Origin of the sequence: Rhodococcus aetherivorans, assembly GCF_011058165.1 — a bacterium.
Classification (GTDB): Bacteria; Actinomycetota; Actinomycetes; order Mycobacteriales; family Mycobacteriaceae; genus Rhodococcus; species Rhodococcus aetherivorans.
The window spans coordinates 1-25968 of record NZ_JAALEG010000015.1 but is presented as its reverse complement, the minus strand read 5'-3'; the positions used below and the strand labels follow the sequence as shown (position 1 = coordinate 25968).

25 protein-coding genes and 5 tRNA genes are annotated in these 25968 nt (G+C 68.7%); 14 read left to right on the top strand and 16 right to left on the bottom strand.

Features of this window, described 5'->3' with window-relative positions:
* Positions 1–153 precede the first annotated feature (153 nt).
* From G6039_RS08930 to G6039_RS08905, 6 genes are all read right to left on the bottom strand, one after another.
* On the bottom strand, positions 154–1533 hold the full coding sequence (locus G6039_RS08930) for an MFS transporter (protein WP_029541596.1): 1380 nt from the start codon (positions 1531–1533) through the stop codon (positions 154–156).
* Positions 1534–1567: 34 nt separating this feature from the next.
* Positions 1568–3133 carry a class I adenylate-forming enzyme family protein gene (locus G6039_RS08925; RefSeq protein ID WP_006936345.1) on the bottom strand — a complete coding sequence of 522 codons (1566 nt, stop codon included), beginning with the start codon at positions 3131–3133 and terminating at the stop codon, positions 1568–1570.
* A 278-nt stretch (positions 3134–3411) separates the two neighbouring features.
* The gene (locus G6039_RS08920) at positions 3412–4641 is read right to left on the bottom strand and encodes a CaiB/BaiF CoA transferase family protein (RefSeq protein WP_043799786.1); all 1230 of its coding nucleotides are present in this window, start codon (positions 4639–4641) and stop codon (positions 3412–3414) included.
* Complete coding sequence (locus G6039_RS08915) at positions 4638–5300, bottom strand: PaaI family thioesterase (RefSeq protein ID WP_043799783.1); 663 nt, start codon at positions 5298–5300, stop codon at positions 4638–4640. Before G6039_RS08915 ends, G6039_RS08920 begins: the two co-directional genes overlap by 4 nt.
* 10 nt (positions 5301–5310) lie before the next feature.
* Positions 5311–6078, bottom strand: coding sequence for an enoyl-CoA hydratase/isomerase family protein (locus G6039_RS08910; RefSeq protein ID WP_043799781.1), 768 nt, complete (start codon positions 6076–6078; stop codon positions 5311–5313).
* Complete coding sequence (locus G6039_RS08905; RefSeq protein WP_043799881.1) at positions 6075–7259, bottom strand: aromatic ring-hydroxylating oxygenase subunit alpha; 1185 nt, start codon at positions 7257–7259, stop codon at positions 6075–6077. The genes G6039_RS08910 and G6039_RS08905 overlap by 4 nt, the downstream gene beginning before the upstream one ends.
* Before the next feature lie 72 nt (positions 7260–7331).
* Here G6039_RS08905 and G6039_RS08900 point away from each other — a divergent pair, with 72 nt between their 5' ends.
* From G6039_RS08900 to G6039_RS08870, 7 genes are all read left to right on the top strand, one after another.
* Positions 7332–7928, top strand: a complete 597-nt coding sequence (locus tag G6039_RS08900) for a TetR/AcrR family transcriptional regulator (RefSeq protein WP_043799780.1) — start codon at positions 7332–7334, stop codon at positions 7926–7928.
* A 398-nt stretch (positions 7929–8326) separates the two neighbouring features.
* The gene (locus G6039_RS08895) at positions 8327–9808 is read left to right on the top strand and encodes an aldehyde dehydrogenase (protein ID WP_043799777.1); all 1482 of its coding nucleotides are present in this window, start codon (positions 8327–8329) and stop codon (positions 9806–9808) included.
* 5 nt (positions 9809–9813) lie between these two features.
* Entirely contained in the window at positions 9814–10575 is a 762-nt protein-coding gene (locus G6039_RS08890) for an SDR family oxidoreductase (RefSeq protein ID WP_043799774.1), read from the top strand.
* Positions 10572–11447: an NAD(P)-dependent oxidoreductase gene (locus G6039_RS08885; RefSeq protein WP_043799772.1), complete on the top strand. Its 876-nt coding sequence runs from the start codon at positions 10572–10574 to the stop codon at positions 11445–11447. Before G6039_RS08890 ends, G6039_RS08885 begins: the two co-directional genes overlap by 4 nt.
* Positions 11444–11809: a carboxymuconolactone decarboxylase family protein gene (locus tag G6039_RS08880; RefSeq protein ID WP_006936371.1), complete on the top strand. Its 366-nt coding sequence runs from the start codon at positions 11444–11446 to the stop codon at positions 11807–11809. Before G6039_RS08885 ends, G6039_RS08880 begins: the two co-directional genes overlap by 4 nt.
* Before the next feature lie 47 nt (positions 11810–11856).
* The gene (locus G6039_RS08875) at positions 11857–12627 is read left to right on the top strand and encodes an SDR family NAD(P)-dependent oxidoreductase (RefSeq protein WP_080688540.1); all 771 of its coding nucleotides are present in this window, start codon (positions 11857–11859) and stop codon (positions 12625–12627) included.
* A gap of 114 nt (positions 12628–12741) precedes the next feature.
* Positions 12742–13401 carry a class I SAM-dependent methyltransferase gene (locus G6039_RS08870; protein ID WP_006936377.1) on the top strand — a complete coding sequence of 220 codons (660 nt, stop codon included), beginning with the start codon at positions 12742–12744 and terminating at the stop codon, positions 13399–13401.
* A gap of 4 nt (positions 13402–13405) precedes the next feature.
* Here the strand turns inward: G6039_RS08870 and G6039_RS08865 are convergent, their stop codons facing one another.
* The 3 genes from G6039_RS08865 to G6039_RS08855 are packed head-to-tail and all read right to left on the bottom strand — an operon-like array spanning position 13406 to position 16462.
* Positions 13406–14506 carry a glucosidase family protein gene (locus G6039_RS08865; RefSeq protein WP_043799769.1) on the bottom strand — a complete coding sequence of 367 codons (1101 nt, stop codon included), beginning with the start codon at positions 14504–14506 and terminating at the stop codon, positions 13406–13408.
* On the bottom strand, positions 14493–15224 hold the full coding sequence (locus G6039_RS08860; protein WP_006936380.1) for a class I SAM-dependent methyltransferase: 732 nt from the start codon (positions 15222–15224) through the stop codon (positions 14493–14495). Before G6039_RS08860 ends, G6039_RS08865 begins: the two co-directional genes overlap by 14 nt.
* Complete coding sequence (locus tag G6039_RS08855) at positions 15224–16462, bottom strand: glycosyltransferase family 4 protein (protein ID WP_006936381.1); 1239 nt, start codon at positions 16460–16462, stop codon at positions 15224–15226. Before G6039_RS08855 ends, G6039_RS08860 begins: the two co-directional genes overlap by 1 nt.
* A gap of 345 nt (positions 16463–16807) precedes the next feature.
* Here G6039_RS08855 and G6039_RS08850 point away from each other — a divergent pair, with 345 nt between their 5' ends.
* Together G6039_RS08850 and G6039_RS08845 are read left to right on the top strand one after the other, a co-directional pair.
* Positions 16808–17776, top strand: a complete 969-nt coding sequence (locus G6039_RS08850) for a cyclase family protein (RefSeq protein WP_006936384.1) — start codon at positions 16808–16810, stop codon at positions 17774–17776.
* On the top strand, positions 17773–19458 hold the full coding sequence (locus G6039_RS08845; RefSeq protein ID WP_152103893.1) for a class I adenylate-forming enzyme family protein: 1686 nt from the start codon (positions 17773–17775) through the stop codon (positions 19456–19458). The genes G6039_RS08850 and G6039_RS08845 overlap by 4 nt, the downstream gene beginning before the upstream one ends.
* Before the next feature lie 56 nt (positions 19459–19514).
* Here G6039_RS08845 and G6039_RS08840 read toward each other — a convergent pair.
* The 5 genes from G6039_RS08840 to G6039_RS08820 form a co-directional block, all read right to left on the bottom strand.
* Positions 19515–19588: transfer RNA gene (locus tag G6039_RS08840), tRNA-Asp, on the bottom strand.
* Positions 19589–19658: 70 nt separating this feature from the next.
* A tRNA-Phe gene (locus G6039_RS08835) sits at positions 19659–19735 on the bottom strand.
* A 37-nt stretch (positions 19736–19772) separates the two neighbouring features.
* Positions 19773–19846, bottom strand: a tRNA-Asp gene (locus tag G6039_RS08830).
* Between the two features lie 57 nt (positions 19847–19903).
* Positions 19904–19976 (bottom strand) — tRNA-Glu (locus G6039_RS08825).
* A 98-nt stretch (positions 19977–20074) separates the two neighbouring features.
* On the bottom strand, positions 20075–20728 hold the full coding sequence (locus tag G6039_RS08820; protein WP_006936388.1) for a TetR/AcrR family transcriptional regulator: 654 nt from the start codon (positions 20726–20728) through the stop codon (positions 20075–20077).
* Between the two features lie 232 nt (positions 20729–20960).
* Here G6039_RS08820 and G6039_RS08815 point away from each other — a divergent pair.
* Positions 20961–21036: transfer RNA gene (locus G6039_RS08815), tRNA-Lys, on the top strand.
* 60 nt (positions 21037–21096) lie between these two features.
* On the opposite strand, the gene G6039_RS08810 is transcribed toward G6039_RS08815, so the two are convergent.
* Positions 21097–21684 carry a hypothetical protein gene (locus tag G6039_RS08810; RefSeq protein ID WP_029541522.1) on the bottom strand — a complete coding sequence of 196 codons (588 nt, stop codon included), beginning with the start codon at positions 21682–21684 and terminating at the stop codon, positions 21097–21099.
* Between the two features lie 163 nt (positions 21685–21847).
* Between G6039_RS08810 and G6039_RS08805 the strand changes: the two genes are divergently transcribed.
* The 4 genes from G6039_RS08805 (at position 21848) to dusB (ending at position 25361) form a co-directional block, all read left to right on the top strand.
* Complete coding sequence (locus G6039_RS08805) at positions 21848–22291, top strand: hypothetical protein (protein WP_029541520.1); 444 nt, start codon at positions 21848–21850, stop codon at positions 22289–22291.
* A 58-nt stretch (positions 22292–22349) separates the two neighbouring features.
* Positions 22350–22925 carry a DUF937 domain-containing protein gene (locus tag G6039_RS08800; RefSeq protein WP_043796556.1) on the top strand — a complete coding sequence of 192 codons (576 nt, stop codon included), beginning with the start codon at positions 22350–22352 and terminating at the stop codon, positions 22923–22925.
* A 216-nt stretch (positions 22926–23141) separates the two neighbouring features.
* Positions 23142–24098, top strand: coding sequence for an acyl-ACP desaturase (locus tag G6039_RS08795; RefSeq protein ID WP_006936396.1), 957 nt, complete (start codon positions 23142–23144; stop codon positions 24096–24098).
* A 120-nt stretch (positions 24099–24218) separates the two neighbouring features.
* On the top strand, positions 24219–25361 hold the full coding sequence (dusB, locus tag G6039_RS08790; protein ID WP_029541515.1) for a tRNA dihydrouridine synthase DusB: 1143 nt from the start codon (positions 24219–24221) through the stop codon (positions 25359–25361).
* Positions 25362–25590: 229 nt separating this feature from the next.
* Here the strand turns inward: dusB and G6039_RS30505 are convergent, their stop codons facing one another.
* On the bottom strand, positions 25591–25944 hold the full coding sequence (locus G6039_RS30505) for a hypothetical protein (protein ID WP_241258737.1): 354 nt from the start codon (positions 25942–25944) through the stop codon (positions 25591–25593).
* Positions 25945–25968 lie beyond the last annotated feature (24 nt).

Here is a 25968-nt window from a genome sequence, read left to right as displayed (position 1 = left end):
GCTCTGCAGGATGTGATGATCGTCACCGACGTCATCGCAATCTAACATCTGTAGGTAAATGGCACAACATGAGCCTGTTGCGGCGGCCACGAACGGCAAACGGTTATTCACCAGCAGAACTCCATGCGGTGAATAACCGTCAACCGCGTAGGGCTATTCGGCTGCAGCCATGGTGTGGGGTGTCGTAGCGGTCTCGGAACGGCGGTTGCTCTGCGCTCGGCGATTCCGGATGGACATGACCCCGAGAGTCACGACAGCGAGCAGCGTCGGCACGATCGTGAGGAGGAAGATGCTCTGCGCACCCAACCCCGCCGCGATCAGAAGCGCGCCGACCGCCGGACCCGCGATCGAGCCGATTCGCCCGATGCCCATTGCCCAGCCGACACCCGTCGCGCGGACCGCAACCGGATACACCGTGGCTGCGATCGCGATGATGCCGGCCGAGCTACCGGACATGCCGAATCCGACGAAGAAGACCGCCAGCAGCAGCAACCATCCGCTGCCGAGAAGCATCGCGACCAGCGCAGTGAACACGGCTCCGAGCGTGTAGCCCGCCATCACCACGACGAAGCCGTTGCCGATCCGGTCGGTGATCCGGCCGAATGTCAGCGCACCCGTCATCCCGCCGAGGTTGAACAGCGACGCGGCGAGCAACGCGGTCGATGCACTCCGACCGCCTTCGCCGAACAGCGTCGGCATCCAGCTGAGCAGAAAATAGATGACCAGGAAGTTGATGACGAACACGCCCCACAACAGGACCGTGTCGACCGCGCGGCCGCCCTGGAACAGGACGCTCACCGGCGACTTCGTCACGGTCGACGTGTCCTGCACGAACCTGGCCGTGGCGGTGACGCGTGCGTGGGGCGCGATCTCGTCGACGATGTGCGCGGCCTCCTCGTTGCGGCCTCGGGCAACGAGGAACTTCACGGATTCCGGCAGCCACCGCATCGCCACAGCCATCAAGATCAGCGGTAACACGCCACCGACGACGAACAGCGCCTGCCACCCGAACTTCGGGATGAGGAACGCGGCCGCGAAACCACCGACGAAGCCACCCAGCGACATGCCCGCGACCGTCACGGTCACCATCGTCGCCCTCATCCGGGCAGGACTGTATTCGCTCACCATCGCGATGAGATTCGGTGTCACACCGCCGAGGCCGAGACCCGCGATCACGCGCAGCACGATCAGCGCCGTCATGGAGGTCACCAGCGCGGTGGCGAGCGTGAACACCGCGAAGATGACAGTGCACACCATGATGATCCTGCGGCGGCCGTAGCGGTCGGCCAGCGGCCCGAAGAGCAGGCTGCCCACGACCATCGCGCCGGTACTCAGCGCGAGCGCGAAGCCGAAGGACGCGGGCGACAGTCCCCAGTCCGCCGACATGGCAGGAATGACGAACCCGATGAGTTGTGCGTCGATGCCATCGAGGATCGCGAGACCGAGGCACAGGGCGAGGACACGCTTCTGCAGGGATGACAGGGGCGAGTCGTCGATGATCTTGGTGATGTCCACATCGCGGGTACTGCTCACGGTGCGTGTCCTCTCGGAGAAGGGGAAATGAACCTCAGGACCGGGACGTCGCGGCATCCGCCGACTGCGCCTCTCGGGGTACCGGGATCGCATGGGCCGGCGGCGTCTGAAAGCGCTCTCGGAGAACAGCCTTCGCAAGCTTGCCCGAGAAGGTGCGCGGCAGCGGTTCGTCGAGCGCGAGCGCCACCGCGGGGCGCTTGAATCTGGCCAGGTTCCCGCTCGCGACGCACGCGATGTCGGTGACGATGTCGTCCGCCGGCCGTTGACTGTGGAACACCACCATCGGGACCTCACCCCATCGGTCGTCCTTGACGCCGATTACCGCGAGGTCGACCAAGCCGTCGATGCCGTGCAGCGCCTTCTCGATCTCGGCCGGGTATACGTTGAGTCCACCGGAGATGAGCATGTCCTTGCGGCGGTCGACGACCTTGAGGAAGCCGCCTTCGTCCTGCAGGCCCAGATCGCCGGTGCGCAACCAGCCGTCGACAAGCGTGTCCGCCGTCGCCTCGGGCTTGTTCCAGTACTCCCGCATGACGTGCTCGCCGCGCACCAGAATCTCGCCGACCTCGTTCGGTGCGGCGAAGCCACCGGCGATGCTGCCGATGCGCACCTGGGTGCCGGCCAGGGCCAGGCCGGCGAAGCCCGGCCGGGTACGAGCGTCCTCGTAGTACAGCGTCGAGACCATTCCCGAGGCCTCGGTCAGTCCGTACGCCTGGGTGAGCGGCACGCCGCGGCTGTTGTAGAAGTCGAGCAGGTCCAGGCTCACGGGTGCGCCACCGGCGCCGGCGAACGTGAACTTCGCGAGCTTGCGGGTTCCGAAGTCCGGGAGCTGGGCCATGCGCTCCCAGATCACCGGCACTGTTGTGGTCGCGGTGACCTGCTCACGCTCGAACGTGTCCAGGGCGATCGCCGGATCGAACTCGCGCAGCAGCACCATCGTCGATCCCGGCAACACCACGAGCTGCATGAAGATCGACAGGACCGAGCCGGTGTAGACGAGGGGCGCCGAGCACATCACGCGGTCGCGGCGGGAAATGCCGTGGCTGAGCACCTGCGCGATACCGGGCGCGAGTGCGCTGCGATGTGTGACGAGCGCACCCTTCTGTATACCCGTGGTGCCCGAGGTGTAGCAGATGAATGCCGGATCGGACGCCTCGATGTGAACGTCCGGCACGTTTCCGGGGTCGAGCAGCGTCTCGTATGCACGGTGGTCGCTTCCCCCGATCGCGAAGATCTCGAACTCGGTTTCGGCCGCTGCCTCCTCGAGCAACGGAGCCAGCTCGTTCTCCACGATCACGACCCGCGGCGCCGAATCCACGAGCATCGGAGCCAGTTCCTTGCCGAGCAGTCGGAAGTTGAGCGGGACGCTGATCGCACCGAGCTTGAGTGTCGCGAGGATGACGTGCGCCAGTTCCGGTCGATTGAGCATCATCACCCCGACGCGGTCACCCTTACGAACGCCCCGGGCGGCGAGGCCACGGGCCAGCGCGTCAGTGACTGCGTCCACCTCGGACCACGTCTGGGAGGTGTTGCCGAACACGATCGCCTGCTGGGCGGGACGAGTCTTGCCCCAGTATCGAACCAGATCGGTCAGATTCATTGTCGTCTCCTCATGCTCGCCGTGGCGGCGTACCCCGCTCTCGCTCACGGCGGTGGGGGTGCGGCCCGCGCCGGGCCCGTCCACCCGATTCGGACGCGCCTCCGTCGGGCGGCGCGTCTGGAGTTGCTGCGCGACCGTCGGGCCGGATCACCCACCGAGGCGGTGTGTGATCGCCGTCACCGAGGTCGCAGTTAATCTAACATCTGTAGATAGTTGGCACAACAGAATGCGGCATCGAATTCGCACACCCGACTGCGGGGATTCCGACCTTGCCGCCCCTACCCGCGCGAGATCGGTCCCATCGCGCCGGAATGGTCGGATACACTGCGTGTTAACACTTTTCGGAGGACTTCCGCTGTGTCCGCCCCGAGCTCCGGCGGTAGCGACGGCGCGAACTTCTCATCCTGCACCCGGACCGGGCTCACCACGAATTCGAGCTCACCCACTCCCTCGTACTCGACGCGGTACGTGTTCGCGCGACCGGCGAAGTGTGGATCGGCGATCATGTCCCGGACGCTGTTCACCGGTCCACCCGCGATGTCGTGCGCGAGGAACAGCGCGACCCACTCGTCGCGGGTGCGCTGCAGGAAGATCTCGCGAAGCTCGCGGTATACACGGTCGGCGCGCGCCGGCGCTTCCGGATCGGTACCTGCCAGATCGATCTCGAGCAGATCCGGCCGGTCGACGGCCATGCAGAAGTTGCGCCAGAACTTGTCGACGTGCGAGCCGAACAGCACGGCCTCGTCGTCCTTCGTGCGGTACGCCTCGAGTCGCGGCCAATCGGGCAGCCGTCCGTCCGGCAGCCACGTGGGGCGATGGATGGATCGATCCTTGTTGAGTTCGGCATCGACCAGGTCCGGCATCCACGACGCGGCCACGTCGATGCCCGCCACCTCGAGCTTGCAGCCGCGACCGGTGCGATCGGCACGATGTACCGCTGCGAGCAGGCCCATCGCGCCGTAGGCACCCAGCGCGTACATCGCGATCGGCGCAGTCGTGGACCCCGCGATCCCGTCGGTCGGCGGTTCCTCCGGTGTGCGCACGTCGCGCAGCCCCGCGTACGCATCGAACACAGGACCCCCGGTCCCGAGCCGGCTGTAGGGCCCATCGGATCCCATACCCGAGACCGTGCAGAAGACGATCTTCGGATTGACCTCTCGCAGCTGGTCGTAGCCGACACCGAGCCAGTCGAGGTAACCGCTGCGCATGCCCTCGACGACCGCGTCACACGTCCGGGCGAGATCGAGGAAAGCCTGCGCGCCTTCGGGGGACCGCAGGTCGAGTGCAACGCTCTTCTTACCCCGGTTCCACCTCAGATGCATGAACGACGGACCGTCCTGGTCGCCGATCGCGCGGCTGCCGCCGATGCGCACCGGATCGCCGAGCGGCCCTGATTCGATCTTGATGACTTCGGCACCCAGGTCGGCAAGGTGCCCACCGACCGATGCGGGCGCCAGTTGTGCGACCTCGAGGATGCGCATGCCCTCGAGCAACGAGTAACCACTCATACGTCTCCTCCTTCGGAAATATTGAGCGTCTGTTCGGGTTTCAGTTCCACCCAGAGTCCGTCCGCATCGGCGACGAGCACATCGCCGTGGTACATGGTTCCGCGCATGAACCGCTTGCGTCCGTCCTGTCGCAGGTACTCCGCCTCCACACGGAGTTCGACGTCGAGTGGGGCAGGCGCCCGGAAGTTCACGTTCAGATAAGCCGTACGCGCCCAGGGACGTCCGGAATCATTGGCCAGCCGGGCCATGATCTCGTCGAAGATCAGCGGTGTGACACCACCGTTCATCGCGTAACGACCGGCATGGAAGCGCCCGACCGTGACCCGCCCACGAGCGGTCGTTTCCGTCACCGCGTCGATGTGCAGCGGCGGCGCCAGGGCCTGTCCCCGACCGGCCAGATCCCAGCGATGTCCCGCGATCTGATCGTCCTCGCCTACCTCGAGTTCTTCCAATCGCTGTGCAACAGAACGCAGTGTCCCGGCGATACCCGCCGCGGCGGCAGGGTCGGGACGCGACCGCGTGAAAGCCTCCTGTACCGCACGGACTGCGGCGACCAGCTCGGCGAACTCGTCGCCGGCCTCGACGGTCGGATCGAACGGATCGTTCCAGTCCGGATTCCAGATATCGATCGGTGCGTTCGGGCGTAGCGAGACGTCCATGATGCCCCTTTCAGTCGGTTCCCGCACGGGCACCGAAGAATTCCGTGAACATGTCGCCGATGGGGCGAGGGCGCAGCGTGGTGCGTGCGACCGCGTTCTCGCGGTCGTAGCGGCTGCGCAGATCCTTACCATGCCCGGCGAGCAGAAGCGATTTGATCTCCCGGACCGCCTCGGGTGGTTGCGCTGCGATCTGCGCCGCGGCCTCCAGCGCGGTCCCGAGAACGTCACCGTCACCTGCGTATCGGGTGAGCAGGCCCATCCGATATGCCTCGTCGCCGGCGACGGCACGCGAGGTCATGAGCAGATCTCGCGTCTGTCCGGCCCCGATCAAGGTGTCGAGCACCCAGGTCAGGTTCGCACCACCGTACTTCGCCGCAGTCACGGTGAATTGTGTCGACGATCCGCCGACCCGTAGGTCGGAGCAGACAGCGAGCAGTGTCCCGGCGCCGTACGACACGCCCTGAACTGCCGCGATCGTGGGCTTGGCGAATTCGAGATACCGCCAGAGCAGTTCCTCGCGCTCGAGCATCGCCTCCAGGTTCGCGTCCGACGACAGTGCCGCGAGTTCCTGCAGGTCGTACCCTGCCGAGAAGGCGCGCTCACCGGACCCGGCGATCACCACGACCCGGACGGCGTCGTCGCACGCTGCACGGGTCAGCGTCTCGTCGAGTGCCCGTTGCAGCGACAGCGAGATCGCGTTGTGTACCTCCGGACGATTCAACGTCAGTTGCAGTACACCCGGTGCGGGAGACGATTCGAGCAACTCACGCGAGGTCATGTCGTCACGCCGGCCTTCTTCCGCCGCTCCTCCGCGATCGCAGCGGCATCGCCCGAGATCATCTTGTGGAAGACCTGCCCAGGCAGTTCGTTCCGTCCGTAGACGAGTTCGTCCACCTGGCCGTGCGCGACGTTGTCGGTGATCGTCTTCGTGACGAACCAGTCCTCCGCGTGGAGAGTCTCCATCAGGAGTTCCCAGTTCTTCTCGAGTACCCGCTTCTCCCGGGGAGTCGTGGGTTCGGCCGGAGACAGCAACCGGATGGTGCAGTACGAGACGTTGGGATCGTCGACGTCGGGGACGATGGTCCAGACCTCGAAGTGATTCGGCTCGGTGACCAGCATCGTGCCGGGATAGATCGTGTAGTTCGCGAGCGAGTAGTCGCGGACATCGAAGGAATCCGGATCCGCATCGCGAACCTCCGTGATCGCCTTGCGCGCCACAACGATTCGCCACGACCTGTCGACGAGATCGAAGGCCGTGATGTTGCCCTCGAGGAAGTTGCACACGGTCTTGGTGTGCAGCTGGCACAGATGGTAGGAGTCCTGCACGCCGTCGACCGCGATCTTCCAGTTCATGTCGAGCTTCCAGGTCTCCTTGCGGACCTGGAACGACGTGGCAATACCGGTGTCGGCGACCTCGGCGTCGTGCTTCTCACCGAGCACCCTCGCGATGTCCAGTTCGGCACCGACCGTCGGCACGACCCAGACGAGCCCGTGCCGCACCTCGCACGGGAACTCGACCAGCCCGTACTGCGATCGATCCAGGCCGTCGAACCCTTCGGCGTGAGGCATTCCCCGCAGCGCACCGTCACGGCCGTACGCCCAGTTGTGGTAGGGGCAACTGAAGAGGCGCTTGCATCCCGATTCCTCGAATTCGACCTTGGAACCTCGGTGCCGGCACACGTTGGAGAACGCCTTGACGCTGCCGTCGGACTGCCTGATCACCAGCAGCGGCGTGCCGATGAGCTCGGTGGTGACGAAGTCGCCGGTCTTCTTCAGCTCGTCGATGTGCGCCACGATGTGCGGAAATCGGCGCACGACGTCACGTTCGAGGCTCGCCAGTTCGGGGTCGTTGAACACGGAGAACGGAACACGAAGCATCTCGTCCGCGTAGTCGGTGCTGTTGTTGTCGACGTGCGCGATCAGGCGCCGAGTGAGGTCGATCTTGTCTTCACGCTGCATGACCCCAGCGTGGCACATGAGACATGTGGCGTCTAGTGTCTTATCCAGATTACCCGGCGGTATGGTGCATGCGTGGCACACAAGACGGACACCGAGACCACGGACGTCGGCGCAGCGATCCTTGTCGCCGCCGAATCATGCTTCGAACAGTTCGGTATCACGAAGACCACGATGGCCGACGTCGCGCGAGCTGCAAACATGTCCCGGGCGACCGTCTACCGCTACTTCTCGGACCGCGAATCGCTCATTGTGGCGTCGATCGTCCGCCGCGCACGGATGAACATGGAGCCGTGGCGAGTGCGCATCCGGAAGTACCCGACATTCGGCGAACGGATCGTCGAGGGCCTGTGCGCCAATATCCGCCGAGGCCTCCGCGACCCGATGATCCATCTCCTCGTTTCCCCCGCCGAGGCAACACTCGCCACAACCCTGCTCGCGACCTCGGGCCGTGCCGTCCAACTCACCCGCGAACTGTGGGAGCCGATTCTGCTCGAGGCCCGGGAGTCCGGAGAGCTTCGCGCCGATGTCGATCTGGACCTGCTCTACGAATGGCTGTCGGAGATCGAGATGAACTACATCAGTGCGCTCGGCGCCAGTGCGGGCTCGCTCGACCGGTTGCGGGCGAAGCTGTACGCGTTCGTCGTGCCGTCGCTACTCGCCCGCCCGTAGACCCCGCGGGACCACCACTCCCCATCGACGCCGCGCGATCGGGCGTTCCCCGCCCGCTCCGGGCCGATCACTCGACCCCGTGGGGAGCCGGCCCCGGAGGAGCCGCCGAGGCCCGGGGCCGCGGCGTACCCACGCCGGGGACCGACCGTCATGCCGTGCGCCGACTCGTGCACAGGCCCATCGTCCGGCCCCACCGCACGCGTGCTGCTTCGCCGGGCGACGGGGGGCATTGCGTCACGCACTTGTCCGAACTATAGTCCAGACAACTGTCCAGACAAGGGGCACCCGAGGCACACAGCGAAGGCGTCAGCATCGCGTACCGACCGGTCCCCGCCATGCGCGCATCCGAATCTCCTACTACACCTGACACTTTCCAATCTCCAGAACGGAAACGTCCGATGTCCCTGATTTCCGGTGACAGCTCGGCTCTGCTCGTCGACGGCAAGCTGGTTCCCGGCTCCGGCGGCACGTTCGAGGTCGTGAACCCGGCCACCGAGGAGGTGCTCGGCGCCGCCGCCGACGGCACCGCCGCCGACATGGACGCCGCGATCGAGGCGGCCCGTCGCGCCTTCGACACCACGGGCTGGTCCCGCGAGCACGCCTTCCGCGCCCGCTGCCTGCGTCAGCTCCGCGATGCGCTGCGCGGCCACATCGAGGAACTGCGGGCGATCACCATCGCCGAGGTCGGCGCACCCCGGTTCCTCACCTCCGCCGCCCATCTCGAGGGCCCCGTCGACGATCTCGGGTACTTCGCCGACCTGGCCGAGAACTACCCGTGGCAACAGGATCTCGGCAATGCCGCACCGATGGGCATCCCCACCCACCGCTACGTGCTCCGCGAGGCGGTCGGTGTCGTCGGGGCGATCACACCGTGGAACTTCCCGCACCAGATCAACTTCGCCAAGCTGGGTCCCGCGCTCGCCGCCGGCAATACGGTGGTGCTCAAGCCCGCGCCCGACACCCCGTGGTGCGCCGCGGTCGTGGGCCGGATCCTCGCCGAGGAAACCGACATCCCGCCGGGCGTCGTGAACATCGTGACGTCGAGCGACCATGCCGTCGGCGCCCTGCTCGCCACCGACCCGCGGGTGGACCTCGTGTCGTTCACCGGCTCCACCGCCACCGGACGGTCGGTGATGCGCGCCGCCTCGGAGACGCTGAAGAAGGTGTTCCTCGAACTCGGCGGAAAGTCGGCGTTCATCGTGCTCGACGACGCCGACCTCGGAGCCGCATGCTCGATGGCCGCCTTCACCGTGTGTACCCACGCCGGGCAGGGCTGCGCCATCACGACCCGTCTGCTCGTCCCCCGGAACCGCTACGACGAGGCGGTCCGCGTCACCGCCGACGCCCTGCGCGGCATCCGGCCCGGCGACCCGAACGAGCCCGGCACGGTGTGCGGTCCGCTGATCTCCGAGCACCAGCGCGCACGGGTCGAGGGCTACCTGCGGCTCGCCGTCGAGGAGGGCGGGACGATCGTCGTCGGCGGCGGCCGTCCCGCCGAGCACCGGCGTGGCTTCTTCCTCGAACCGACGCTGATCGCCGGGGTCGACAACACCGCTCGCGTCGCCCGGGAGGAGATCTTCGGGCCGGTCCTCGTGATCCTCCCCTACGACGGCGACGACGAGGCGATCCGCATCGCCAACGACTCCCCTTACGGCCTGTCCGGGGCCGTCTGGGGCACCGACGAGGACCGGGTCCGCCGGGTCGTCGAGGGGGTCCGCACCGGCACCCTGGGCGTCAACGGAGGCATCTGGTACGCCGCCGACGCTCCCTTCGGCGGCTACAAGCAGTCCGGAATCGGCCGCGAGATGGGTGTGGCCGGATTCGAGGAATACCTGGAGACCAAGCTCGTCGCCGAACCGGCGGCGAAGCAGAGAGGCTGACGAACATGACCCGCAGCACAACGCGTTTCGCCGACCGCACCGCGATCGTCACCGGATCGGCGCAGGGAATCGGCGAGGCGTACGCCAGAGCCCTTGCCGCCGAGGGCGCCTCCGTCGTCGTCGCGGACATCGACACCGAACGCGGCGAGCGGGTCGCCGAGCAGATCGTCGCCGACGGCGGCATCGCCGTCTTCAAGACCGTCGACGTCTCCGATCCCGACTCGGCCACCGAGCTCGCCGCCTTCACGGTCGAGACGTTCGGCAGCATCGACCACGTCGTCAACAACGCCGCCATCTACGGGGGCATGAAGCTCGACCTGCTGCTCACCGTCCCGTGGGACTACTACAAGAAGTTCATGAGCGTGAACATGGACGGCGCGCTCAACATCACCCGCGCGGCGTGGCCGCACATGACGGACCGCGGCGGTTCCGTCGTCAACCAGTCCTCGACCGCCGCGTGGGTGTACTCCGGCTTCTACGGCCTGGCCAAGGTCGGTGTCAACGGCCTGACCCAGCAGCTGGCCGTCGAACTCGGCGGCTCGAACATCCGCATCAACGCGATCGCCCCGGGTCCGATCGACACCGAGGCCACCCGCACCGTCACGCCGGGAAACATGGTGGCGGACATGGTCTCCACACTGCCGCTGAAGCGGATCGGTACGCCCGGGGACCTGGTGGGAATGTGTCTGTTCCTGCTCTCCGACGAGGCGAACTGGATCACCGGGCAGATCTTCAACGTCGACGGCGGCCAGGTGATCCGCTCGTGACCAGGCTCGGCTACATCGGCCTCGGCAACATGGGCGCGCCGATGGCGAAGCGGCTGCTGGACCGGCCGGGTGGGCTCACCGTCCTCGACGCCCGGCCCGAGGCCGTCGAGCCGTTCACCGCGGCCGGCGCCCGGGTCGCCGGCGACCCCGCCGACCTGGCGCGCGACTGCGACGTCGTCTGCGTCACCGTGGTCGACGACGCGCAGGTCCGCACCGTCGTCGCCGGGCTGCTCGACACGGCCCGGCCCGGCACGGTGATCGCGGTCCACTCGACCATCGCCGACACCACCGCCGTCGAGCTCGCCGCCGAATGCGCCGACCGCGGCGTCGAACTGGTCGACGCGCCCGTCAGCGGCGGGGCCCCCGGCGCCGAGCAGGGCCGGCTCGCGGTGATGGTCGGCGCCTCCGACGCGGCGTTCGACGCGGTACGCGAGCCGTTCTCGCGGTTCGCCGACCTCGTCGTGCACGCCGGTCCGGTCGGCGCGGGCACCCGGATGAAGCTGGCCCGGAATCTACTGCACTTCGTGTCGTTCACCGCGGCCGCGGAGGCGCAGCGCCTCGCCGAGGCGGCCGGGCTGGACATCACCGCGCTCGGGAAGGTGGTCCGCCACACCGACGCGATCACCGGTGGCGCCGGGGCGATCATGCTCCGGGACACCACCGCACCGATCCCGCCGGACGACTTCTGGTTCCCGATCCTCGACCACGTCCGCGACCTGGGCGAGAAGGACCTGTCGCTGGCCCTCGGCCTCGGCGCCCGTCTCGGCGTCGACCTGCCCCTGGCCACGCGGGCACTGACCGGTCTGGGACCCGGACTCGGCGTCGGCACCGGAGACGTCGAGAGCCGGAACCGACAGGAGGAACGCATATGACCGACGATCGCCGCCGCCGCGGCCTGGACATGATGTCGAAGGTGTACGGCTGGGAGATGCAGGACGGGCCCGGCGACCACTTCGCCGTCACCGCGGACCACCTGTTCGCCGACATCTGGTCCCGGCCCGGGCTCAGTATCCGCGACCGGCGGCTGCTGCTGCTCGGTGCGCTCACCGCACAGGGACTGATCGACGTGGCCGAGATCCAGGTCGGCGCCGCCCTCCACAACGAGGAACTCGACGAACAGCAGCTGAAGGAGATCGCCCTGTTCCTGTGCCACTACGTGGGGTGGCCGCTCGGCACCAAGCTCGACTCGATGATCGGCGGCGTGCTCGCCGAGCGCCGCAAGGCGGCGAAGTGAGCCTGCCACCGGCTCACCGTGCGGCACGAGAACACAGGGAGTGACGAGTGCAGGACTTCGCGGACCGGCCGGGCGCGGCCCTCGTGGCCGGCGGCACCGGCGGGATCGGCCGAGCGGTGTGCCGGGTGCTGGCCGAGCGCGGCAGCGACGTCGCGTTCATGTTCCGCCGCAGCGGGGCGGCCGCCGCAGCCCTGACGACCGAACTGTCCGCGCTCGGCGCGAAGGTGCTGTCGCTGCAGGTGGACCTGGGCGACAGTGCCGCGGCCGCCGGCGGCGTGGACGCGGTGATCGAATCCTTCGGTGCGCTGCACACTCTCGTCTACGCGGCGGGGCCGCACGTACCGATGCTGCACCTGAGCCGGGTCACGCCCGCGCAGTTCCGCGACCAGCTCGTGGGCGACGCGGGCGCGTTCTTCAACCTCGTCCGTCCCGCCCTGCCCCGGCTACGGGAGTCGCGGGGCAGCATCGTCGCCGTGACCACCGCCGCGACCCGCCGGTTCCCCGTCCGGGACGGTCTGTCGGCCGGACCCAAGGGTGCGATCGAGGCCCTCGTGCGGGGCCTGGCGGCCGAGGAGGGACGGTTCGGTGTGCGCGTGAACGCGGTGGGGCCGGGCATGCTCACCGACGGCACGGCCGCCCGGCTGATCGGGTCCGGCGCTCTCGACGAGCACGCACTGTCGTTCGCGCGGAACAACATTCCGCTGCGCCGCTTCGGCGACGCCGAGGACATCGCCGAGGCGGTCGCGTTCCTCGCCTCGGACCGCGCGGATTTCGTGTCCGGGCAGACACTCGACGTCGACGGCGGTTACGGCGCGTGACCGGCGCCCACCGTGCGCGGGGTACCGCACCGGAACCGGCGATGGGTAATGTGCTCGTCAGTACACGCCGCTTCAGCACCCGCCACCGGACCGCAGCGAACGGAGACCGCCGTCATGACCCGTACCACCCTACCCCGGGAGATGATCGAACTCGCCGAGGCGACACCGGGTTTCATGCCGATCGACGAGGGCACGGCCCTGCACGACGCCGCGGTGCGCTACCTCGGTGACGGTGTCGGTGTCGAGGTCGGCACCTACTGCGGGCGCTCGACCGTCTATCTCGGTGCCGCCGCGAAGGCCACCGGCGGCACGATCGTCACGATCGACCATCATCACGGGTCCGAGGAGCACCAGCCCGGGTGGGAGTACCACGATCCGGCCCTCGTCGACGCGCACACCGGCCGGCTCGACACGGTGGGCCGGTTCCGCCACACCCTCGCCGACGCGGACCTCGAATCCCACGTCGTCGCGGTGCTGGGGCGGTCGGGCCAGGTCGCGGCGTTCTGGCGGACCCCGGCGGCGTTCGTGTTCGTCGACGGCGGTCACAGCAGCGAGGCGGCGCAGGCGGACTACGCGGGCTGGGCTCCCTGGGTGCGTGTCGGCGGGGCCCTGATCATCCACGACGTGTTCCCCGACCCGAAGGACGGCGGACGACCCCCGTACGAGGTCTACCTGCGCGCGCTCGGCAGCGGCGAGTTCGCCGAGGTGTCGGTGACCGGGTCGCTGCGGGTGCTCGAACGCACCGGTGGCACCGTCGGAGTGCTGCCGGGCTGACGGCTCAGACCGTCACCCGGCAGTCCTCGTGGCAGTTCTCGGTCGCGACCCATCCGGAGGGTGCGGCGGCATCGCGGAACACACCGTTGCCCGCGGTGCTGCGTGAGAGCGCGTCGGCGGCGAGGATCACGGCGGCACTGGTCCAGGAGCTCTTCTCCACGGGCCAGCGCTTACCGTCCGTGAAAACCATTCCGGTCCAGTACGACCCGTCCGGATCGCGCAGATGCTGCATGGCCGCGAGCAGTTCCCGGGCCGTCGCGGCCTCACCGATCGCGTCCAGCGCGAGCACGAGTTCGCAGGTCTCGGCCCCCGTCACCCACGGCCGATGGTCGACGCAGCGGATTCCGAGACCTCCGACCACGAAATCGTCCCAGCGTTCCCGGATCCGTTGCCGGGCCGGCGCACCGCGCACCGCGCCGCCGAGGACCGGGTAGTACCAGTCCATCGAGTACTCCGGTTTGGGCGCGAACGCCTCCGGGTGCCGGCGCAGCACGTGCCCGAGCCGATACCACGCGACCTCCCAGTCCGGGTGGGGATCGCCGACCACCTCCGAGAGGCGCAGGCCGCACTGCAGGCTGTGGTGGATGCTCGAGCACCCCGTCAGCAGGGCCTCGTCGGCCGCGCCGTGTTCTCCTCGTGCCCAGTAGATCTCACCGCCTGGCGCCTGCAACTCGAGCACATGGTCGAGGGCCGTCCGCACCGTCGGCCACAGCCGTTCCACGTGGTCGACGTCGCCTGTGACGAGGTAGTGGTGCCACACCCCCACCGCGATGTATGCGGTGAAGTTCGAGTCGGCGTCGTGGTTTTCGACGGCGTCCTCGCGGAACTGCATGGGCCACGAGCCGTCCGGCCGCTGGGTGCGACGGGACCAGTCGAAGGCCGCCTCCGCCTCTTCGAGCAACCCCGCGGCGGTGAGAGCCATCGCGGACTCGATGTGGTCCCACGGATCCGTGTGACCACCGGGGAACCACGGGATCGCTCCGGAGGACTCCTGCATGTCGGCGATCGCGCGGGCGGTGTGCAAGCACTGTTCCTCGGACAGCACTCCCGGCACGGCCGGAACCGCCGGCCGTGCCCCGCCGGGGCGGAAGTCAGCGGCCGGCAACGGGAACCGTCGGCTTCTCGAGGTAGAACACGACGCTCTTGCCGAGCACCGGGTTCAGCAACGACTCGGCGGTGCGCGTCAGCCACGGCCCCTGCATCAGGTCCCACACGAGGAGCCGGTGATACGCCTTCGTCAGGGGGTTGTCGTCGTTGTCGACGCCCACAGCGCATTTGAGCCACCAGTACGGCGAGTGCAGGGCGTGCGCGTGCTCCCGGCCGCGCACCGTCAGGCCTGCCGAGGTCAGCTCGGCCGCGAGCTCGTCGGCCTTGTAGATCCGCACGTGCCCGCCCTCGACCTCGTGATACGCGTCGGACAGCGCCCAGCAGATCTTCTCCGGCAGCCACCGCGGCACGGTGACGGCCGCGACGCCGCCCGGCTTGAGCACACGCACGAATTCGGCGATGGCACGGTCGTCCTCGGGCACGTGCTCGAGCACCTCGGAGATCAGCACGACGTCGAAGGTCTCGTCGTCGTAGGGCAGGGCGAGGGCATCGCCCACCTCGGCCCGGGCGAGGGCACCCTCGGGGACCTGGCCCTCGAGTTCCATCGCCGCGAACATGTCGCCGACGGCCTTCATGTCCTCCGCGCTGCGGTCGAACGCCACCACGTCGGCGCCCCGACGGTAGAGCTCGAACGAGTGCCGGCCCGCGCCCGCCCCGATGTCGATGGCACGGTCGCCGGGCTTGACCCCGAGCCGGTCGAAATCGACTGTCAGCATCAGGTGTTCGTCCTTCCTGCCTGCGCCGCCACGGTGTCCTGGTAGGCCCGGACGGTCCGGGCGGCCACGGCCGCCCAGCTGAATCGCTCGAGCACGCGTGCCCGTGCCACCGACCCGAGGCGGATCTGCTCGGCGGGATCGTCGAGAACCCGCGCCAGCGCCGCGGCCAGCTGTTCGCTGTCCCCCGGAGGCACGAGGATGCCCGCGTCGCCGACCACCTCGGGGATCGCGCCGGCGCGGCTCGCGACCAAGGGGGTGGCGCAGGCCATCGCCTCGACCGCGGGCAGCGAGAACCCCTCGTAGAGCGACGGGACCACAGCCACCTGCGCCGAACCGAGCAGCTCGGCCAGCTCGCGGTCGTCGATCCCGGAGACGGTGCGCACCGCGTCGCCGATGGCCAGTTGCTCGATCAGCTTCTCGGTGACCCCGCCGGGCGCGAGCCGGGTGACGAGCACCAGCTCGACCCGCCGTTCGGTGCGCAGCTTCGCCACCGCCTCGAGCAGGTTGGCGACGCCCTTGAGCGGCGCGTCCGCGCTGGCCACGCACACGATGCGGCCGGGCACGCGCTCGGCCGTCGGCGGGGCGAAGACCTCGGTGTCGACGCCCAGCGGGATCGTGCGCAGCCGCCCCTCGGGGATCTCGAAGGCGGTACGGATGTCGTCCTCGGAGGACTTCGAGACGGTGAGCAGGGTGGGGATGCGCCGCGCCACCCGGGCCTGCATGCGCAGGAACCCGTACCAACGGCGCAGGGTGAGCTTGCGGCGCAACGTCGGCGCGCTCGCGAGGTCCAGTTCCCGGTCGCGGGTGATCGGGTGGTGGATCGTCGCGACCAGTGGCAGGCCCGCGTCCGCGATGCGGAGCAGGCCGTAGCCGAGGCACTGATTGTCGTGCACGACGTCGAACTCGGCGGCCCGGGCCCGCAGCAGCCTGGCGGCGCGCAGGCTGAAGGTCAGCGGCTCCGGAAAACCCGCCGTCCACATCGTGCCCAGCTCCAGGAGGTCGATCGCGTCGCGAATCTCGCGCGGGTGCGGAAAGCGGAACGGATCGTCCTCGCGGTAGAGGTCGAGACTGGGCACCTTCACCAGGGTCACCCCGTCGTCCAGCTCGGGGTACGGCTGGCCGGAGAACACCTCGACGTCGTGGCCGAGCGCCGCGAGCTCGCGGCTGAGGTGTCGAACGTACACGCCCTGACCACCGCAGTGCGGCTTGCTGCGGTACGACAGCAGAGCTATTCGCACAGATCACCTCGTTCGTCGTGTCGCCGGAGCGGGTCCGTCCAGAAGATCGAACTCACTCTAGAACATGTTCTCGTCCGACGTGCAACCCGGCGCAGCCCTGCGGATCAGCGCCGGAACCGCACCAGGTCCAGTGCAAACTGAACGTACAGGGTGGCGAGCCGTTCCGCCGTCGAAGACCCGCCGGGACGACACCGGACCGGGCCTGCGGTGCGCATTGCGAGCGGGCGGCGCGCCCTCGCCCTCCGCGGGTTGACACCCGGCGATGTGACCTACACCATAAGCGCACGCTTACCGTACGAACGCTCGGTGAGCGACGAGTGCACCTCGACCCGAAAAGGAGACGGTATGTCCGACGCCCCGTCCATGCGCGAACTGCTCGGCGACGACGCCCCCAGCAACTGGGGACGCTGGGGCGCCGACGATGAGCTCGGAGCTCTGAACTTCCTCGGCACCAAGGAGGTTCTCGGCGGAATCGGCGAGGTCAAGTCCGGCGACGTGTTCACCCTGCAGATCCACATGGGCCGCAAGGAGGCCCCCGGCGATCCCCTGTGGCCCAGCCGCAGCGGCATCGATCGCCGCAACACCCTCGACGAATCGTCGTGGGACGGCGAGGACGCTCCGCAGTTCCCCGGCGGACTGCACTACGCCGACGACACAGCCACCCTCTTCCTGCAGGGCTCCACCCAGTACGACGCCCTCGGCCACGTCTGGTACGACGGCAAACTCTGGAACGGATACGACGCGCGCAGCACCGTCGGCAGCATGGACAAGGCCTCGGTGCTGCCGATCGCCGAGAAGGGCGTCGTGGGCCGGGGGATCCTGATCGACATGGCGCGCCACCGGGGCAAGGACTGGCTCGGCGCCGGCGAGACCTTCGACCACAACGACCTCGAGGCGGCCGCCGCCGCCCAGGGCGTGACCATCGAACCGCACGACATCCTCGTGATCCGGACCGGCTGGCTGAAGTACTGGTACAGCCTCGACGACACCACCGAGTTCTACACCGACTTCTGCGAACCCGGCCTGACCTACAGCCGCGAACTGGTCGAATGGTTCCGGAACCGGGAGATCCCCAACCTGGTCACGGACACCATCGCCAACGAGGTGACCACCGACCCGGCCAGTGGCGTGGCGCTGCCCCTGCACTGCGCGCTCATGCGCAATCTCGGTGTCGCCCTCACCGAGATCGCCTGGCTCGAGGACCTCGCCGACGCGTGCGCCGCCGACAACCGCTGGACCTTCCTGTACACCGCGGCACCACTGAAGGTCGTGGGCGGCACGGGCGCCCCGGTCAATCCGGTCGTCATCCGATGAGCGCAGCCGGACCCCGCGACGCACGCACGGGCGTCTACGACAGCAAGCCTTGGCTCGCGCGCTACGCGCCCGGCCTGCCGATCCACATCGAGCCGGAGTACACCGACGCGCTGGAGATGTTCCGCGCCACCGTCGCTCACGATCCGGACGCGGACATCATCCGCTACTTCGACGGGCGCCTGACCCGCCGCGAACTCGACGAGCAGTCCGACGCGTTCGCGGCCGCACTGACGGCCCACGGCTTCCGCCCGGGTGAGCGGGCGGCGCTGTTCCTGCAGAACGTCCCGCAGTTCGTCGTGGCGCAGCTCGGTGTCTGGAAGGCCGGCGGCATCCCGGTCTCCGTCAACCCCATGAACAAGGAACGCGAGCTCGGCGAAATCCTCCTGGACTCGGGGGCTACCGTGCTCGTCGCACTCCAGGAGCTGTACCGGGACGTCGCACAGCACGTCGTCGCCGGCACCGCCGTCCGGATCGTGATCACCACGTCCGAACTCGAATACCAGACCCGCGGAGACGAGCGGATCTTCTCCGGCATCGAACGCCTCGAACTGCCCGACACCCTCGACCTGCAGACCCTCCTGGCCGAGTTCCGGGGACGGCCCGTCCCCGTGCACACTCTCGGCCCGGACGACATCGCGTTCCTCACCTACACGTCCGGTACGACCGGGCCACCGAAGGGCGCGATGACCACTCACCGCAACGTGGTGTTCAACGCCCGCACCTACCGGGAATGGGTGGGACTCGGCGCGGACGACGTCGTGCTGGGAATCGCCCCGCTGTTCCACATCACCGGGCTCGTCGGGCACATCGCTGTCGCCCTGCTGACAGGTGCGCCGCTGGTGTTGATGTACCGGCTCGACCCCGGCGTGACCCTCGAAACGGTGGCGGTGGAGCGGGCGACGTTCACGGTCGGCTCGATCACCGTGTTCATCGCGCTGATGAACGCCCCCGGCGCCCGCGGGGAGTCGCTGAAGACGCTGACCAAGATCTTCTCCGGCGGAGCGCCGATACCACCGAGCACCGTCGCGGCGTTCGAGAGATTCTCCGGGACGTACATCCACAACATCTACGGCCTCACCGAAACCACCTCCCCCTCGCATGCGGTTCCGTTCGGCACCCGGGCTCCGGTGGACGAGGCGTCCGGCGCCCTGTCGGTCGGAGTCCCGACCTTCGACACCGTCGTGCGGATCGTCGACGAGGACGGCAACGACCTTCCCGTCGGTGCGGTGGGCGAGCTCGTCACGTCGGGCCCGCAGGTGGTCGCCGGCTACTGGAACAAGCCCGAGGAGACCGCGACCGCACTGCCCGGGGGTGCCCTCCACACCGGGGACGTCGGGTACATGGACGCCGACGGCTGGTTCTACATCGTCGACCGCAAGAAGGACCAGATCAACGCCGGTGGGTACAAGGTCTGGCCGAGAGAGGTCGAGGACGTGCTCTACGAGCACGACGCGGTGCGCGAGGCCGCGGTGGTGGGGGTGGTGGACAGCTACCGCGGCGAGACGGTCAAGGCGTTCGTCAGCCTCCGTCCGGGGCATTCGGTCACCGCGGAGGAACTGATCGCCTTCGCCAGGGAGAGAATGGCGGCGTACAAGTACCCGCGGCTGGTGGAGATCATCGACGAGATCCCGAAGACCGTGTCCGGCAAGCTTCTTCGCCGGGAACTCCGGGCCCGCGGCTGAACCGGTCGGGACGGCGAAGGCCCGGTCCGTTTCGGGACCGGGCCTTCGCCGTGAAGCGACCCTGACGGGACTCGAACCCGCGACCTCCGCCGTGACAGGGCGGCGCGCTAACCAACTGCGCCACAGGGCCGTGTGCACCCCCGAAGGGGTTTCCACAGAAAACCCACCGCCGAGCGGTGGGTCTACCGTATGAAATTGTGTGGTGGCCAGGGCCGGGATCGAACCGGCGACCTTCCGCTTTTCAGGCGGACGCTCGTACCAACTGAGCTACCTGGCCGGACGGCACCCGAACCGAATGCCAATTGCCAACTCTGCGACCCTGACGGGACTCGAACCCGCGACCTCCGCCGTGACAGGGCGGCGCGCTAACCAACTGCGCCACAGGGCCATGCTCTTCACTTGTGATCAAACCGTACTGCATGCGGTGATACTGCTTCCGCAAGCGTACCCCCTACGGGATTCGAACCCGCGCTACCGCCTTGAAAGGGCGGCGTCCTAGGCCGCTAGACGAAGGGGGCCCGCCGGATTACTCCGACCCGCACCCTCAACGGGTTCGCGTTCCGTTGGGAGCTTGGATAGCTTAGGACACGGGTTTCCGGATTCACAAATCAGCAGGTCACGCCGGTTGTTCGCCTTCGAGGCGCAACTCCGGCGCACCACGCCGCCGCTCGAGCCACTGCGGCGCAGCCGTCGCCTCGAGGCAGACGTCCAGGCATTCCGCGAACCGGGCCCGGACGTCGACGTCCTCCGCGGTGAGGTCGTGGAAGTAGCGCTGCCCGGCCAGGCACGCACTGAGCACACCCAGGAACCGTTCGAGGTCGACCCCGGCACGGAACAGCCCCGCTTCCTGCGCCTCGACGGCGAGCCGGTGACCGGCCTTCCCCCACACCGAGCTGCCGCGCAGTTTGGCCTCCGCGTCGAACTCGGGCTCGGTCACGAGCTTGAACTCTGCCTGGATGATGACGTCGCCGTGCAGGGCATCGGCGAGATCTCCGACGAGGCCGTACAGCCGCTCGAACGGATCGAGCCCCGGCGCGTCCAGCCACCGGTCGGCGATCACCCGGTAGCGCTCGAGGCCCTCCGCGAGCACCGCCCGGGCGAGCGCTTCCTTCGAATCGAAGTGGAAGTACATCGCACCCTTGGTGGCCCCGGAGTGCTCGAGGATCGCGTTGACCGAGGCGGCGCCGTATCCGCGCCGGGCGAATTCGATCGCCGCGGATTCGACGATCGCCGCGCGTGTGCGCCGCGCCCGCTCTTGCTGACGTGACATGGGGGGTTCGTGCCTCCGTACGTGACCGGCAGTCCCCCCCCGGACGCCACTGTAGCCGCCGTCCGGCCCCCACGCCCGCAACCAGGCGTTTTCCGGCCTTCGCAGAGAACACACCAAGTGGTATGCTTTTGCGCGGCTCGGGTGCGCCGCAGGGGGTGCGCACCCGAGCCTTCGAACGGCCCGCGCGTCCGATACTGTTGTCCGGCGCGATGCAGCTAGACTGTGCGCCCACGCCCCTATAGCTCAGTTGGTAGAGCTACGGACTTTTAATCCGCAGGTCCCAGGTTCGAGCCCTGGTGGGGGCACCACACCCTCGTCCGTCCGGAAGGACGGGAGCGCCCCGGCACGAGGCGGCTCGTCGTCGCCCGTTACTCCGGAGCGCCGGCCACCTTGCCCGGCCGGTCGCTTCGTAGCTCCGGCTCCTGCCGGCCCCGCTCGTCACGCTCCCGCTCGAGGTCGCGACCGCGTTTGCGGTACGTGTAACTCAGGGCCGCGAACACCAGGAACACGATCACGCCGACGACGGCACCGACAAGCGTCGCGCCCCGGAAGCCGGGGGCGTCGACGTCGAGGATCCGCTCCCCCGCATGGGCCGCGTTCCCGTTGCCCAGCACGATGCTCAACGTCATCAGGTTGGGGATCGCCACCACCACGGCGGCGGCGGCGAACACCACCTGCAGGACGCGGTGCCGGCGCCACGTCCTGATCCGCCACGCGGCGGCGAACAGGGCCAACGGCACGAACGTGCACACGAGGCCGAACAGCAGGCCCCAGGCTATCCCGCGGGCGAAGCCGGCATCGGCCAGCCCGGCGATACGCTGCGCCCACCACCGGGGGACGAATGCCGCCAGCACGAAGTACGCGACCACCAGCGCGAGCAGGGCCCCGACGCTCCACAGGGCCTTCTTGGCCCACGGCGGAAGCCCCGACCGCTGCACCGTCTCGTTGCCCACCATTGCGTTGTTCCCCTTCCGGGTCCGGGTGTGCCGCTCCCCTCAGATTACGTACCCGCAAGCCCGACACGGCGCCCGAATCGTCGGTTCCGCGCTGCTGCCGCACCCGAATTGCGGTTAGGGTGTGGTCGCTCACAAAACCGATCCGACGATCGATGGGAGTGGCGTGCGCAGCTTCGTGGACCTGGGTCTGTTCCTGTCCGCCGTCGCCCTGGGGATCGGCTCGTTTCTCCCGGTGCTGGCCGGGACCCGGCCGACCGACGTCCCGCTGACCGAGTTGCGCGACGGGATCGCGGCCGGCGACGTCTCCGCCCTCGGCGCAGCCGACCTGCCCGTCCATCAGACCCTGGCGGCGCCGCTCGTGCTCGCCGCCGTGCTGCTGCTCCTGGCCGCCCTGTTCGACTCGGCGGTGGCCGGCTGGGCCGGGGTGGTGATCGGCCTCGTCGCGGCCGGCGCCTTCGCGGTGCGGGTCTATCAGCGGTTCGGCGACTACGTGCAGGTCAACCACGCTACCGCGCTGACCAACCAGACGGGGTTCGTGCTACTGCTCAGCGGGTTGGGGGTCGCCCTGCTGTGCGCGGTGATCGCGGGGCGGCGGGCGTCCGCGTAGCCGAAACGCCGACGCGGGATCCCGGAGCGGGCGACCACGGTGGCTACCCTCGGTTCCCATGCCTTCCCTCGACGATCTCCTCTCGCGGATTCCGGTCGACCAGATCGCCCGCCGGCTCGACGTGGACGAGCAGACGGCGGCGACGGCGGTGCGGGCCGCCCTGCCCACGCTGGTCGGCGGCCTCGAGGCGAACACACGGCATCCGGACGGCGCCTCGTCCCTGCTGTCCGCGCTCGACCAGCACCGGAACCCGGCCCTGCTCGACGGTGGAGTGGACGTGACCGACGTGGACACCGCGGACGGCGACCGGATCGTGGCGAACGTGTTCGGCGACCACAAGGACCGGGTCGTGCAGACGCTGGGCCGAGCCGACGGCGCGGGCGGCAACGACCTCGTCGCACGGCTGCTGCCCATCCTCGCCCCGATCGTGCTGACGTACCTGGCCGAGCAGGTCGGCAGAAGTTCCGGCGGCCAGGGCGGCCTGGGCGAGCTGCTGGGCGGGCTCCTGCGCAGCGCGACGAACGGCACCGGAAGCGGCGGCGGTCTCGGCGGAGTGCTCGGCAGCGTTCTCGGCGGCAACGGAGGTAGCCTGGGCGAGCTGCTCGGCGGACTCCTCGGCGCCGGCAAGCGCTGAGGTCACGGCGGGATATGGATTGCCCCCGCGCGTCGCCCCGGGACGCCGTTCGCGCCCCGGTATGATAACGACGTCGCCGTCTGTGAGTGATCCCATCGGCGGGTAGGCCCCGGTCGGCCGAACTTGGAACAGGTAACAGACAAACGGGTGCCGAACCTACGGTGCCGTAGGCTGTAATTCGTACGTGACACGCACAGTTATGGAGAGGTAAACGGAATGACGCGAGTTCTGACTCAGCTGGAGCTTCTGCGCGAGCTGGAGCCCGTCGCCGAGGCGAACGTCAACCGCCACCTTTCGATGGCCAAGGACTGGCACCCCCACGACTACGTGCCCTGGGACGAGGGGCGCAACTTCGCCGCCATGGGTGGCGTGGACTGGGAGCCCGAGCAGTCGAAGCTCGACGAGGTCGCCAAGGCCGCGATGATCACCAATCTCCTCACCGAGGACAACCTGCCGTCCTACCACCGCGAGATCGCCGAGAGCTTCTCGCGCGACGGCGCCTGGGGCACCTGGGTGGGCCGCTGGACCGCCGAGGAGAACCGCCACGGCATCGTGATGCGCGACTACCTCGTCGTCACCCGCGGTGTCGACCCCGTCGCCCTCGAGAACGCCCGCATGGAGCACATGACCAACGGGTTCGCCTCGCCCAACGAGGTCGGGATGCTGCACTCGGTGTCGTACGTCACCTTCCAGGAGCTGGCCACCCGCGTCTCGCACCGCAACACCGGCCGGGCGTGCCACGACTCGATCGCCGACAAGATGCTCCAGCGCATCGCCGCCGACGAGAACCTGCACATGATCTTCTACCGCAACATCTGCGAAGCGGCCCTCGACGTCGCCCCGGACCAGACCCTCGCGGCGATCACAGACGTGTTGAAGAACTTCCAGATGCCCGGCGCCGGTATGCCCAACTTCCGCCGCAACGGCGTGCTGATGGCCAAGCACGGCATCTACGACCTGCGTCAGCACCTCGACGAGGTGGTCATGCCGGTGCTCCGCAAGTGGCGCATCTTCGAGCGTGAGGACTTCGGTGCCGAGGGCGCCCGCATCCTCGACGAGCTCGGCACCTTCCTCGAGGATCTCGAGAAGCAGGCGGTGAAGTTCGAGGAGATGCGCGATCGGTCCCTCGCCCGTGAGGCCGCCCGCCGCGAGCGCAACGAGGCCGCGTCCTGATCCAGGCCGTTCCGTGATTCGGGAGCAGCGGCCCCGAACAGCTATCCTGTGCCCGGTACCGGATTCGGTGCCGGGCACAGTTGCACGCACTTCTTCTTCACGCCGTCTTCGAGGTTTTTCATGTCACCCCTTCGCATCGGCTCGCTCGAGTTGAACAGCCCGGTCGTACTCGCGCCGATGGCGGGAATCACCAATGTCGCCTTTCGCACCCTGTGCCGCGAACTCGAACTCGAGCGGTCGGGGAGCACGTCGGGGCTGTACGTGTGCGAGATGGTCACCGCCCGGGCACTCGTGGAACGCCACCCCATCACGATGCACATGACGACGTTCGGCCCCACCGAGACGCCGCGGTCGTTGCAGCTGTACACCGTCGACCCGGACGTCACGTACCAGGCCGCGAAGATGATCGTCGACGAGAACCTCGCCGACCACATCGACATGAACTTCGGCTGCCCCGTGCCGAAGGTCACCCGCAAGGGCGGCGGCTCGGCGCTGCCGTACAAGCGGCGGCTGTTCGGCAACATCGTCGCGGCCGCCGTCCGCGCCACCGAGGGCACCGACATCCCGGTGACCGTGAAGTTCCGCATCGGCATCGACGCCGATCATCACACCCACCTCGACGCGGGCCGGATCGCGGCGGCCGAGGGCGCCGCCGCCGTCGCGCTACACGCCCGCACGGCCGCGCAGCGTTACTCGGGTGAGGCCGACTGGAACGAGATCGCCCGCCTCAAGGAGCACGTCACCGACGTGCCGGTGCTGGGCAACGGCGACATCTTCGCCGCCGAGGACGCCCAGAAGATGATGGAGCAGACCGGCTGCGACGGCGTCGTCGTCGGACGCGGATGCCTCGGCCGGCCCTGGCTGTTCGCCGAACTCAGCGCCGCACTGAACGGCACCCCCATGCCCACCCCGCCGAACCTGGGCGAGGTGGCGGCCATCATGCGCCGGCACGCCGAACTCCTCGCCGACCACCACGGCGAGGACCGCGGCATGCGTGAGATTCGCAAGCACATCGCCTGGTACCTGCGCGGCTTCCCGGCCGGATCCGACGTGCGCAACGCCCTGGCGCGCGTGTCCGGTCTCGCCGAGCTGGACGACCTGCTCGGCCGGCTCGATCCGACCGTGCCCTTCCCGAAGGACGCGGAGGGCCCGCGCGGTCGCCAGGGCTCCCCCGGTACCGTCGCACTGCCGGACGGCTGGCTCGACGACCCGGAGGACTGCATGGTGCCGGCGGGCGCCGACGTCATGCACTCGGGCGGCTGACCGCAGGGTCCGCCGTGCGGGCCGGACGAACCGGACCGGTGCTCGGCGGACGCCTCGATCCGGATCGAGGCCGCCAGTATCATGACGGAATCGCCGTGGTGGCGGATGCGTACGAGAGCGGAACATCCGCGGAGAGGCGAGGGAATCGGTGGGTGAGGAGCACGAGTCGGGCCTGCCCGACAGTCGCGCTCCGTGGGAACGTCCTATCGCCGACTCCGGGTATCGCAGCTCACATTCCGGCCGGGTGCGACGACGTCCGGAGGGTCTTGCGCCGCCCGCCGACGCCGGACCCGCGCCGTCGGGCCGGGGCGCCGATACCGGCCGCCCCCGCCGCTCGGCCGCCCCCGACGAGAATCCCGATCAGGTCACCGTCGCCGCGCTGATGAACAAGGTCGGGCGCGACAGCCCGCCCGGGCGGCACCCCGAACCCGAACCGGCCGTGCCGGGCCCGCAGCCGGGCCGGCCGCGGCGGACGCCGGCCGTCGACGACGACGGTGCGCAGGCCGCGGATGCGGGCGTAGTAGGCGGCGTACAGGCCGGTGGGGCCGGCACCGAGGATGAGCAGGTCGGTGTCAGTGTTCATGACCGGCTCCGGGACTCGGGCACA